Source organism: Saccharomonospora sp. NPDC046836 (genome assembly GCF_040645195.1).
Classification (GTDB): Bacteria; Actinomycetota; Actinomycetes; order Mycobacteriales; family Pseudonocardiaceae; genus Prauserella_A.
The window spans coordinates 118,503-130,270 of the sequence record NZ_JBEYXW010000008.1 but is presented as its reverse complement, the minus strand read 5'-3'; the positions used below and the strand labels follow the sequence as shown (position 1 = coordinate 130,270).

General features: G+C 67.8%; 13 protein-coding genes and 1 pseudogene. 4 read left to right on the top strand and 10 right to left on the bottom strand.

The annotated features are described in order from the left end of the window. Positions 1-88: 88 nt before the first annotated feature. Complete coding sequence (locus ABZ863_RS12860) at positions 89-274, bottom strand: helix-turn-helix domain-containing protein (protein WP_358534642.1); 186 nt, start codon at positions 272-274, stop codon at positions 89-91. Positions 275-637: 363 nt separating this feature from the next. Here ABZ863_RS12860 and ABZ863_RS12855 point away from each other — a divergent pair, with 363 nt between their 5' ends. From ABZ863_RS12855 to ABZ863_RS12840, 4 genes and pseudogenes are all read left to right on the top strand, one after another. Continuing rightward, the gene (locus tag ABZ863_RS12855; RefSeq protein WP_358534640.1) at positions 638-895 is read left to right on the top strand and encodes a hypothetical protein; all 258 of its coding nucleotides are present in this window, start codon (positions 638-640) and stop codon (positions 893-895) included. Between the two features lie 69 nt (positions 896-964). Further along, positions 965-1,639, top strand: a pseudogene (locus tag ABZ863_RS12850) (replication-relaxation family protein); the annotation flags it as partial. An 18-nt stretch (positions 1,640-1,657) separates the two neighbouring features. Next, positions 1,658-1,810, top strand: a complete 153-nt coding sequence (locus ABZ863_RS12845) for a hypothetical protein (RefSeq protein ID WP_358534764.1) — start codon at positions 1,658-1,660, stop codon at positions 1,808-1,810. Positions 1,811-2,186: 376 nt separating this feature from the next. Then, positions 2,187-2,753, top strand: coding sequence for a hypothetical protein (locus ABZ863_RS12840; protein WP_358534638.1), 567 nt, complete (start codon positions 2,187-2,189; stop codon positions 2,751-2,753). Between the two features lie 84 nt (positions 2,754-2,837). Here ABZ863_RS12840 and ABZ863_RS12835 read toward each other — a convergent pair whose 3' ends face one another. Genes ABZ863_RS12835 through ABZ863_RS12795 form a run of 9 tightly spaced genes read right to left on the bottom strand, consistent with a single transcriptional unit; the run spans position 2,838 to position 11,693 of the window. Beyond that, entirely contained in the window at positions 2,838-3,668 is an 831-nt protein-coding gene (locus tag ABZ863_RS12835) for an SDR family oxidoreductase (protein ID WP_358534636.1), read from the bottom strand. Continuing rightward, complete coding sequence (locus ABZ863_RS12830; protein ID WP_358534634.1) at positions 3,668-4,438, bottom strand: SDR family oxidoreductase; 771 nt, start codon at positions 4,436-4,438, stop codon at positions 3,668-3,670. Before ABZ863_RS12830 ends, ABZ863_RS12835 begins: the two co-directional genes overlap by 1 nt. Continuing rightward, on the bottom strand, positions 4,435-6,417 hold the full coding sequence (locus ABZ863_RS12825; RefSeq protein WP_358534632.1) for an acetoacetate--CoA ligase: 1,983 nt from the start codon (positions 6,415-6,417) through the stop codon (positions 4,435-4,437). The genes ABZ863_RS12830 and ABZ863_RS12825 overlap by 4 nt, the downstream gene beginning before the upstream one ends. A gap of 13 nt (positions 6,418-6,430) precedes the next feature. Then, a complete protein-coding gene (locus tag ABZ863_RS12820) occupies positions 6,431-7,267 on the bottom strand; it encodes a mycofactocin-coupled SDR family oxidoreductase (RefSeq protein WP_358534630.1) in 837 nt (278 codons plus the stop codon). A 20-nt stretch (positions 7,268-7,287) separates the two neighbouring features. Further along, a complete protein-coding gene (locus ABZ863_RS12815) occupies positions 7,288-8,262 on the bottom strand; it encodes a fumarylacetoacetate hydrolase family protein (protein ID WP_358534628.1) in 975 nt (324 codons plus the stop codon). Continuing rightward, positions 8,259-9,077 carry a cupin domain-containing protein gene (locus ABZ863_RS12810; protein WP_358534626.1) on the bottom strand — a complete coding sequence of 273 codons (819 nt, stop codon included), beginning with the start codon at positions 9,075-9,077 and terminating at the stop codon, positions 8,259-8,261. Before ABZ863_RS12810 ends, ABZ863_RS12815 begins: the two co-directional genes overlap by 4 nt. A gap of 29 nt (positions 9,078-9,106) precedes the next feature. Beyond that, the gene (locus tag ABZ863_RS12805; RefSeq protein WP_358534624.1) at positions 9,107-9,937 is read right to left on the bottom strand and encodes a mycofactocin-coupled SDR family oxidoreductase; all 831 of its coding nucleotides are present in this window, start codon (positions 9,935-9,937) and stop codon (positions 9,107-9,109) included. 2 nt (positions 9,938-9,939) lie between these two features. Further along, complete coding sequence (locus ABZ863_RS12800; RefSeq protein ID WP_358534622.1) at positions 9,940-11,115, bottom strand: serine hydrolase domain-containing protein; 1,176 nt, start codon at positions 11,113-11,115, stop codon at positions 9,940-9,942. A gap of 56 nt (positions 11,116-11,171) precedes the next feature. Continuing rightward, positions 11,172-11,693 (bottom strand): nuclear transport factor 2 family protein, encoded by a 522-nt coding sequence (locus ABZ863_RS12795; protein ID WP_358534620.1) that lies wholly within the window; start codon positions 11,691-11,693, stop codon positions 11,172-11,174. Between the last annotated feature and the right edge of the window lie 75 nt (positions 11,694-11,768).

Here is an 11,768-nt window from a genome sequence, read left to right as displayed (position 1 = left end):
GCTTTCCATTCCTGGTTCGCGGTAGCTCTTCCACCTTGATTACTCCCCATGTGCCGGGCTCTAAGGGTGGCTGTCCCAATGATTTCTCCTAGCTGGATTCATCGTCGAGTGCGTCGAACCAGGCGATAACAAGTTCGGCCTTGTATCGAACATACTTTCCGATTCTCTTTCCCTCGGGGCCGTAGCCCTTCCCCCTCCAGTCGTACAGAGTCTTAACTGGAACTTGAAGGTAGGCCGACACCTCCTCGATGGTCCGAAGTTGTTCAGTAGTCATATCTACCCCTCTATTTCACCTGGAATCCCCCATTGATTCAGGTTGAGTGCTGATCCCCTCTTCGTCGCGGCAGGGGATTTCGCATACTTCAGGATTGCGGCCTCGGGCAGCTATCGCCCTGTCTCTGGTCGCGACACCGCTGTACAAGGATCGAATCAACCTGTGCATTTGCAACAACATTGGTGTATCAAAGTGTCTTTGCGGTCGTCATGGTACTGACCTTCCGACTGGCTTGAATCGGGCGAATCGGACATCCGTGTCGTGCGGTAGACCGAGGCCGACACGGTCGAGGCGAGCTCGACTAGTGCGAAACCTGCTAAGGCGCTCTTCATTTTCTCGGCGTCGCCCGAAGACGCCCGGGACTTGGCCCGGCATACCGCGCCTCGGCTCTCCGAGCATGATCTCGCCAATCTCGGTCGGTTCCACATCGCCGCGCGGCTGGTGCTCGACAGCGAGGAAGCTCCCCCGTTCACCGCGGTCACTGAGAAGCTTCCGCCCGCGATTCCCGGTCGGGCCAAGGAGATCCGTCGGCTCGCGCTCGTGAACACCGAGCCTCGAAGCACGCCCGATCCGGCCGAGCACGTCCAGCCGGTGGCGTTCGATCCGCGCCGCGCGGCCTGACCCGCTCAGCTTTTTCCGTTTGCCCGCAGGGCGTTCTCGCGTCCTGCCGTCTTGGAGGTGCACGTCACGATGGTGAGCAATCCCACCCAGCAGCGACAATTGCGTGCACATCGGCCGGAACGACCTGTTGCGCGGGTGCTCAACTCGGCCGAGCATCACGCGTGGCTGGCCCGGCATCTCACCGATCGCGACCGGTGGCTGTGCCGGATGCTGTTCGAGCACCACGTGCTCACCAGCACCCAGATCATCGATATTGCCTTCACCGGTCGCCGCGGGGCGAACCTGCGCCTGCGCAACCTCTATCAGTGGGGCGTGCTGCACCGGTTCCAGCCGCACCGCGACCGCGGCTCGCACCCGATGTACTACGTCCTCGACACCGCCGGGGCGGTCGCGCTGGCTCGCGAGGACGGCATCGATCCCAAGGAGCTGGGCTACAGCCGTGAGCGCGAGATTGGACGCGCGTTCTCGCTACAGCTGGCGCACACCGTGGGCTGCAATGGGCTGTTCACCACTCTGATCCGCCGAGCGCGTCAGCCCGGTGCCGCTGGTGTGCTCGCGGCGTAGTGGTCGGCCGACCGGTGCGGCCGGCACTGGGGCGACATCGTCACCCCGGACGGCTACGGCCGCTGGCGTGAGGCTGGCCGGGACGTCGAGTGGTTCATCGAGTTCGACTTCGGCACCGAGCAACTGTCCCGCCTGGCGGGCAAGCTCGCCCGCTACGAGCGGCTGGCCGAGGTCACGGGCATCACCACACCCGTGCTGGTGTGGCTGCCCAGTGCCAGGCGCGAGGTCAACGCACGCAGGGCGATGACCGAGGCGCTGCGCGGTCTCGACCGGCCTGCACTCGTACCCGTGGCGACCAGCAGCGGCGAGGCCGCGGCGGATCCGCTCGATATGGCCGCTCCGCGCTGGTGACGGCTCGACGAGTCCGGCACTGCCGGTCGAGTGGCGCTGGCTGACCTGCCCACCCTCTGGCCGAACCTGCGCGCCTCGGCCCCCAGCGGTGGGCAGCGTCCGACGGCCGCCACGGCCGCCGCCGCACGTCCGGAGGTGGCCCCGCCCTCCCCGATGCACCCGCCCGACCCCGCGCATCCGTGGAGGTGATGCGTCATGGGCAAGGTGGCCGCCGCCGGTGCCGGGTTCGTCGTCGTGATCATGCTCTTCATCGGTGGCGGCGCCATCGCTGTGGTTCAAGCCGTATTCGGCAGTTCCAGCAGTTCCGGCGGGGGCCATGAACGGTGCCCCCGCCGGGGCGAGCGCGACCTCGGCAGCGGGGTACGGACCGCAGGAGATGAGCAACGCGGCGACGATCGTCGCTGTCGGCAAACGGATGAACATGCCCGAGCAGGGCTGGGTCGTCGCGATCGCCACCGCACTCACCGAGTCACAACTGAAAAACCTCAACTACGGCGATCGCGACAGCGTCGGCCTATTCCACCAGAGGCCGTCCCAAGGCTGGGGAAGTGTCGCGCAGATCATGGACCCCACCTACAGCAGCGAGCAGTTCTACCGGCACCTGTTGGCGCTGCCGAACTGGCAGATGCCGGTCACCGTTGCCGCCCAGACCGTACAGCGATCAGGCTTTCCTGACCGCTACGCGAAATTCGAGGCAACAGCGCGCCAGATCGTCGGGGCTGTCCAAGGTGCCACCTGTACGACCAGTGCGACGACCGGCAGCTGGACGACCTCCACGAGCGGCACCTGCACCTCCACATTCGGCTATCGCGGCAGCGAATTCCACAAAGGACTCGACATCGGTGCGCCCATCGGTACGCTCGCCGAGGGTGCGGCGAAGGCTCGCGAGCGGGCGGGCCGCGTGCTCGGCTCGGCGCGCAAGGCCATCGGCATCGGCAGGTGACCCGGTTGATCGACGGCCGCACCAACCGCCGACCGCCCAAGACCGCCCGCCCGTTACGCGCCGACGGTTGACGATGCCGTCGGCTCAGCGCCGACCGGCCGCGTCGGAGGACGGGAGTGGCGTGCCATCTGTGGGCACGAGCCCTGGGGTTGCCGTGGCCCCTCCGTCCACGAGGAGGGTCTGGCCGGTGATGTACCGGGCGAGGTCGGAGGCCAGGAACAGCACCGCGTCCGCGACCTCCGACGCTTGGCCCGTGCGCCGCAGCGGGATACTGCCGGTGAATTCGACCGCGTTTTCGGCGGAAGCCGGAGTCGTCGCCGGTGTCTCGATACGTCCCGGTGCCACGCAGTTGACGCGGATCGCGTCGGCGCCGTACTCGTGGGCGACGCTGCGCGTCAGCGATCCGATTCCCGCTTTCGCCGCGCCGTAGGCCGCGGCGCTGGGTGAGCTGAGGACACCGGCGATGGATCCTATGTGGACGATCGCTCCGCCCCGTCCTTGCGAGAGCAGGGTGCGGATGGTCTCCCGAGTCAGCCGGAAGACGTAGGTGAGGTTGAGCTGGTGCACGAGGTCCCATTCGTCGTCGGTCACCTCGTGCATCCGCCGGTAGGGTACGTAGGCCCACGAGCCGCCGGCAACGGTGGCGAGGATGTCGATGCCACCCAGGAGCCGGACGGTCTCCGCCACGATGCGCGGGCCGCTCGCCGGTTCGAGCAGGTCGGCAACGACCGGGACGGCGACACCACCCGAGGCGCGAATCGTTTCGACGGTGCTCTCCGCGCGCTCAGAAAGGGAGTCGACGACGGCGACCGCGGCGCCGGCCTCGGCCAGCCGTCCGGCCACCGCCGCCCCGATTCCACGGCCCGCCCCCGCAACCACGGCGACACGCCCGCACAGCGAGATCTCCACCGGCATCAGAACGCCACCTCGCCTTGGCCGCCGCTCATCACCAGATCGTGTCCCGTGAGGAAGCCGGCCTCGTCCGAGGCGAGGTACAGCACCCCGTAGGCGATTTCCAACGGCTGGGCCGCGCGTTTGAAGTAGCGGTTCGACTCCTGCTTGCGCGCCCAGACGGCCTCGGTCCCGCCCCTGACCCCGCGTGCGGCCGGGGTGTCGACCAGTCCAGGGGAGATGCAGTTGACCCGGATGTCCGGGGCGTAGTCGAGCGCCATCTGCCGGGTCAGCGCCCGGATCGCACCCTTGGACGCGTGGTACGAAGCCAACCGCGGTGACGCCACGGTGGCGTGGTTGGAACAGGTGTTGACGATGGCCCCGGAGTGCTGCTCAAGCATGACCCGCAGCGCGGCGCGGGAAACCAGGAAGGCGCCGGTGACGTTGACCGCCAGGACGCGGTTCCAGTCCTGCAGGCTCGTCTCGTGCACGGCGCCGGGAATCGCCGTCGCCGCGTTGTTGTGCAGGACGTCCACCCGGCCGTACACCGCGCTGGTGTGCTCGATGAGAGCGTCGGCGGCTGTTTCGTCGGACACGTCCAGGGCGAACGGCGACGCATTCCCGCCCGCGGCGGTGATCGCCTCGGCCGTCGCCTTGGCCGCCTCGGCGGAAAGGTCGGCGCAGACGACCCCGCGCGCACCGTTCTCCGCGAACAGCGTGGCCGTCGCCGCACCGATGCCACTGCCGGCTCCGGTGACAATGCAGGTCTTGCCGGCAAGTCGCGAGCCTGTCATCGCGGCCTCCTCGGGGATTCGAACCGATGCTTGGCAAGCTCGACGAAGGTATCCAGCGAGGACGGGTCGTCGAGCGCGGTGGCATTCAGCGCCTTGTCCGGGGCCACGCCCTGAAAAAGCCGCTTCAAGGGTACTTCGACGCGCTTGCCGGTCCGGGTGCGCGGGATGGCGGGTACCGCGATCACCTCGTCGGGCACGTGGCGGGGGCTCGCCCCGGTCCGGATCGCCTCGCCAATGGCCGCGACTAGCGGGGCGGTGAGGTCGGTGCCGGGCACGAGCCGCACGAACAACGGCATGTAGTAACTGCCGTCCGCCTGCTCCACGCCGAGTACGAGCGAGTCCGCGATGTCCGGGATCGTGTCCACGGCGGCGTAGATCTCGGCGGTGCCCATCCGGACGCCGCCACGGTTGAGCGTCGAATCGGACCGGCCCATGATCCGGCAGGTGCCCCGGTCGGTGATCTCGAGCCAGTCGCCGTGCCGCCACACGCCCGGCCACGGCTCGAAGTATGTCGCCCGGTAACGCTCGCCGTCCAAATCTCCCCACAACCCCAGTGGCATGGACGGCATCGGCGTGGTCACGACGAGCTCGCCCAGCTCGCCGACGACCGGATGACCGGTGTCGTTCCAGGCCTCGACGGCGACCCCGAGCATCGGCCGCTGCAGCTCACCGGCCACCACCGGAAGCAGCGTGCTGCCCCCGACGAAACCGCTCGCGATATCCGTGCCCCCGGAGGAGGAGCTGAGGAACACCTCGGGCTTGACCGAGCGGTAGACCCACTCGAACGTCGACGCGGGCAGTGGTGAGCCGGTTGAGCCGATGGTGCGCAGCGCTGACAGATCGAAGCGGTCTCGTGGCTCCAGCCCCGCCTTTTCACAGGCGCTGAGATAGCCGGCACTGGTCCCGAGATAGGTGATCGCGGTCTTCTCGGCGATCGCGAACTGCACGTCGAGCGCCGGATAGGACGGGCTGCCGTTGTGGACGACGACGGTCGCCCCGGACAGCAGCGTCGAAATGGCGATGTTCCACATGATCCACGCCGTCGATGCGTACCAGTAGAAGCGGTCACCGGGACCGATGTCGCTGTGGAGCGCGGCCTGCTTCCACTGTTCGAGCACGATCCCGCCGTGTCCGTGCACGATGCCCTTCGGTAGCCCCGTCGTACCCGACGAGTACACGATCCACAGTGGATGATCGAAGGGCAGCCGGTCGAACCGTGGTTCCTGCCCGCTCGCGACCGCGGACCGCCAGGGCATGGTCCCTTCCCGCTCCTCGGCTGGGTACAGGGCCGGTACCAGAATGGTGGCGCGCAGCGTGGGCAGCGCCGCCCGTATCTCGGCGACCTGATCGCGCCGGTCGTAAGCCTTGCCGTTGAACCGGTAGCCGTCGGCGGCCACTAGGACGACGGGCTCGACCTGAGCGAGCCGGTCGAGCACAGCACTGGGACCGAATTCGGGCGCGCATACCGTCCACACGGCACCGATCGCGGCGGCGCCGAGGAAGGCGACCACCGCCTCGGCTCCATTGGGCAGGTAACCCGCGACCCGGTCACCCCGTTGTACGCCGAGGTGTCGCAAGGTGTCGGCGAAGGCTCCCACCTGGGCCCGCAACGACGCCCAGGTGATCTCGACGGTGTCGAGATTCTCGTCCACCACGACCAGAGCGGGATACTGGTCACTGCCGTTCTTCAGTGCCTGTTCGGCGAAGTTGACGTGGGTATCCGGGAACCACACCGCGCCCGGCATGGCCGGTTTCGCCAGGACCGGACCGGTCGGCTCGGGTAACACACCGGTCCAGGCCGCCAGGTCGGCCCAGAATTGGTCGAGGTGGTCGATCGACCAGCGCCACACGGCGTCGTAGTCGGTGTTGTCACCGAAGGTGATCCCACGGCGTTCCGAGACCCAGGTGGCGAACCGGTGGAGCCGGGTCGCGGCGATGGATTCGGGCGTCGGTCGCCACAGCACGCGCGGGCTCGTCATGTGTGCCGCCCGGTCACGGGTTGTTCGCATTGAACGCCGCCGCGACGTCGATCGTCGCGCCCGAGACATACCGCGCTTCCTCGCTCGCGAGGTGTAGCACCGCGTGGGAGATATCGCTCGGTTCGAGCCATGTGATCGGCATCGGGTTCAGCTGCCCCAGCCGTTCCTCGAGGTCGGCCAGTGAGGGGGAGGGAACATCGGGCGCGAAGACAGCGTAGACCTCGTCGTGGTGCATCATCGGCGTGTCGACGGCTCCCGGTAGTACGGCGTTGCAGGTGATCCCCAGCGCGGGCGCGACCTCCAGCGCGACCGTCTTCACCAGCCCGATCAGGCCCCATTTCGACGCCGAGTAGTGCGCCAGGTTCGGCACCCCGCGGCGACCGGCCTGGGACGAGGTCACCACGATCCGCCCGTAACGTCGTTCGAGCATGTGCGCCAGTACCGCGCGCACCGTGTTGGCCACCCCGGTGAGGTTGACGTCGATGGTGTCCTGCCACATCTGATCGTCCATATCGGACAACGGTCGATAGGTGACGATGCCGGCGTTGGCCACCACGATGTCGACGGCGCCGAACTCGTCCACGGCCCGCGCCACCGCGGCGTTCATCTGGTCCATGCGGCGCACGTCCGCCTCGATCGCGAGCGCTCGCCGCCCGTGTTCCTCGACCAGGGCTGCGGTTTCGTGCAGCTCTTCGGGCGTGCCGAGCGGGTACGGGACCGACGCGACCTTCTCCGGTACGTCGACGAGCACGACGTCCGCACCTGCCTTCGCGAACTGCACCGCGTGCTCGCGGCCCTGGCCATGAGCACCACCGGTGATCAACGCGACCCGTCCGTCGAATCCGGACATTCCTTCTGAGCTCCCTCGTGTCATGCGGGGACGACGGTCTGGCGGATGCGCCCGAACAGTGATGTCCCGTCGTCGCCGAGCGCCTCGATGCCGACGGTATCGCCGACACGCAGAAACGGGGTCGTGGCTGCGCCGTCCTTGGCAAGCTCCACGGCGCGCTTCTCGGCGATACACGCGTAGCCAGCTGCCGGATCGGCGTTGGAGACGGTGCCGGTACCGACGATCGAGCCTGGCACCAACGGCCTGGTTTTCGCCAGGTGCGCCAGGATCTGCGGGAACTCGAACGCGATGTCCCGGTCGGCTCGCGGCACGCCGAGTGTGTCCCCGCCGACCTCACACCGCAGGACCGCGCGCAGGTTCGACCCGCTCCAGGCCGGCCCGAGGTCCGACGGGGAGACCACGAACGGCGCGTAGGCCCGCCCCGGCTTGGACGAGTAGACGCCTGTCCCTTGCCGCCGTTCGTCCACCAGCAGCTTCCGGTAGGTCAGGTCGTTGGTCATGCCCACCAGCCGGATCTGGTCCGCGGCCTCGTCCTCGCTCGCGCCGCCTCGGACGTGACCGGTGATCACTACCACCGTGGCCTCGAGGTCGAGCTCCCATGCGGGGTCCAGCAGCGCGATATCGCTGCATGGAGCCATGTTCCGTGCGCTGCCGCTCTGGTACACGATCGGCTGGCGGAGGTGGTCGACGGGCAGGGCTTCGCCCCGGCCGCCCCGGATGCGTTCCATGTGCTGGAGGTAGCAGCTTCCCTCCGCCCAGTGAAACGCGCGGGGAAGGGGCGCGTCGAACGTCGCGTGCTCCACCGGGAAGCCGTGTCGCTCGTCGTCAAGCTCGACGAACGTGGCTTCGAGAGCGTGTTCCCACGAGGGCCATTCATCCAGCGCCTGCTGCATCGTCCGGGGTCCGCGCGGCGGGACCACCAGCCGGCGGCGGTCGCGGCTCACCACCACCAGGGTGCCGTCGATCCCGCCGCCTTGCAGGGTTGCGAGGATCACCGCGCCACCGTCTCGTAGTCGGCCGGCACGCAGAACTCCAGCGTCATGTAGTCAGGGGACGCGTCGAACGCGTTATGGGCCGCACCCCGTTGCAGCTTCATGAAGTCGCCGGCGTGCAGGCGCCGATCCGGCTGTCCCTCCGCGGAAATGTCGATCCAGCCGCGGATCGGCATGAACCACTGCGCCATCGAGTGGTGGTGCTCGCCCGTGCCACCCTTGGGAGACGGCTGCTCGGTGTCGAGCTTGATGATGTGGATGTGCACCCGGCCGTCCGTGGGCTCGCGGGTGCCCAGGTCGCGGTACAGTGACCAGGCGCGCGGGCCGTCACCGCGGACGTACTCGTCCGGCTCGTCGAAGGTGTAGACCCCTTTCAGGTGTGCGAACTCCCCGGCGCGTGCCGGCTTGATCGCATCCCGGCCCGTCACCGTTTCGAAGTCGGCGGGGCCGGTGACCTCGATGGCCTCGTAGTCGTCGGACACCGCGTAGACCTGGTGGCGCCAGAACGGTGGCTGGTAGGCCGAAGCGCCTTTGCCGAGCGTGAGGTCCCGGCCGTCCTCGGTGCGGATCTTGATCTCGCCTTGCAGCACGAAGAACCACTGGAAGTCCAGGTCGTGGAACTGCCAGTCGGTGGTGCCCGTACCGCGGAGATGCCGCGCGCGGAGCAGGCCGCCGGTGGCCTCGGCAAGACCGAGATCGCGATAGGACGCGCCCGGCACCGTGACCCAGGTGCCGTCGTCCTTGCCGACCAGCCCTGTCTTGATGTCCAGTGGGTTCGCCGCGGTCCAGCCGGACTTCCAGTTCGTCGCCTGGTTCATGCCTTGCCTTTCTGAAATTCGTGGATGGGTCAGGACGCGTTGAAGGCTGCGGCGATGTCGAGGGTCGTGCCTGACACGTAACGCGCCTCGTCGCTCACCAGATACAGCACGCCATGCGAGATGTCACTGGGCTCGATCCACGCGGTCGGCATGGGATTGAAGCGCCGCAGCCGCTCCTCCAGATCGTCGACCGTCGGAGCCGCCAGCTCAGGCGCGAAAACCTGGTAGACCTCGTCGTGGCGCATCATCGGCGTGTCCACCCCACCGGGCAGCACCGCGTTGCACGTGATGCCCAGCGACGGCGCGACCTCCAGCGCCACGGTCTTGACCAGTCCGATCAGGCCCCACTTCGCCGCGCAGTAATGGGACAGGTTAGGCATCCCGCGTCGCGCGGCCTGCGAGGATGTCACGACGATGCGGCCGTAGGAGCGCTCGAGCATGTGGGGCAGCACGGCCCGGATGCTGTTGGCAACTCCGGTCAGATTGACGTCGATCATGTCCTGCCACTGCTGGTCGTCCATTTCGGACAGCTGCCGGTAGGAGGTGATACCGGCGTTGGCGAGCAGGATGTCGACGTGACCGAATTGCTCGACGGCCAGTGTCACGGCGCGCCGCATGTCCTCCGAGCTCCGGACGTCCCCCTGGACGGCGAGCGCGGTCCGGCCCTGCTCCTCGACCAGCTTGACCGTGTCACTCAGGTCGGACTCCGTGCCCAGCCCGTAACTGACCGACGCCACCGGACCGGGTGCGTCCACGAGCACGACATCGGCACCTCGGCTCGCCAGCGCCACTGCGTGCGCGCGCCCCTGGCCGCGGGCGCCGCCCGTGATGAGGGCGACCTTGTTCTCCAGATTTCCCATCGCTATGCCTCCAGCGCCGCATAGGTCGCCCTGATCAGTTCCTCGCTTCGGACGCCACCGACGATCCCCTGATAGGTGCCGAGCACGCCGGGCTCCATCCTGTTCATGATGTAGGCGAAAGTGAGGCGTCGGTCGAGGTCGTTGATGACCATCGAACCGCCCCAGCCCGCCCAGAAACACACCCGGCCGTCCGGCAGGTAGGGAAACGCCTCCGGGTAGGACAGCGCGTAGCCCACCCCCCACCGGATGGGCAGCCCCAGATAGAGATCGGGGCCCTTGGCGTGTTCGGTGAAGATCAGGTCGCAGGTCTTTTCCGACAGCAGCCGGACTCCCTGGAACTCACCGGCATGCGAGACGACCGCTTGAATGGTGGCCAGTGAGCGCGCGTTGCCGTGGCCGTTGCCGGCACCGCAGATCTCCGACCGGCGCCACTGGACATCCCAGGCCGTGGCCGGGTCGGTGGCCAGGCCGGCGGCGGTGAGCTTGTAGCCCACGCTGTCCTTGTCGATGTCGACGAGCGCTTCGTCGAAGGCCGGCCCGGGCGGCGGGAGGATCAGCGGCGAGATCCTCGAGTCCTCGGACTCCGGGAGCCCGATGTGGAAGTCCGCGCCGAGCGGGGCCGCGATCTCCTGCGCGACGAACCTGCCCAGGCTCATGCCGGTCACCCGGCGCACGAGTTCGCCCACCAGGTGGCCGATGCTCAGCCCGTGGTACCCACCGGCCGTGCCGGGCTCCCACCACGGCGCCTGGGCGGCCAGCATCGCCACCGACTTCACCGGGTCGTAGACGTCGTCCATCGTGACCGGCATATCCCAGCCCGCCACCCCCGAGGTGTGGGAAAGAATGTGCCGGACCTCGATCCGTTCCTTACCGTTCGCGGCGAACTCCGGCCAGTAGGACGCCACCGGAGCGAAGGGGTCCAGGTCACCACGGTCGATGAGGATCAGCGCGGCCAGCGCCGTCACCGTCTTGGTGTTCGACCAGACGTTCACGATGGTGTCCCGCGCCCACGGCCTGGTGTGCGCCTGATCCACCCAGCCGCCCCAGAGGTCGACGACCGGCCGGCCGTCGAGCATCACGGCGACCGAGGCCCCGACGTCCTCCCCCGAAGCGAGGTTCTTCTCCAGGATCTGTGCGAGCGGGGCGAACCGATCTTCCCAGTGTCCCTGAACGGTCATCGCGGTCATCGCGGTCTTCCCATTCTCGTGCGAGATAGTGGCTTTGCGGATACGGGTCACGCCTGCGGGGCGCGTCCCCACCAATAGACGGGGTCGGACTTGTCGCGCCGCGAGGCGACCCAGTCGCCGCGACGTATGTCCACGACCTCGACCGACACCGATTCGTCGAACACCACGACCCGGTCGGCGATCGCCCACCGCCCGTCCCGCCGTTCGAAGCGATCCACATAGCGGCACCGCGTGATCGCTTCGGACTGCGATGTCGAGCCGTCGACGGGCTGCTGCCGCAGGTAAGCCAGGCAATAGGACTCGACGAACGCGCGGTCGTCACCGTCGAAGTCGATGAGCACATTCGTCACGAAATGCTGTGCCGCGTCGATCGTCTGGTGCCGGCGCCGGATGTCCTCCACCAGCCCGGCAGCCGGTCCGACATACGAACCATGCGCATCGGTGGCGTCCTCGAAATAGCACTCCGCGATGCCCTCGTAGTCGAGCCGGTCGACCGCCCGCGCATAGCGATGGAGACAGTCCTGGATCTCCATCCGGTCAGCGAGCCGAGACACGAGACGCTCTGTCACACCAGCACCCCTTCGTGCGGATAACGCATACTTGAGCTACTAGCGCACAGGGTGCCATCCGGGTGGAATGTGTGT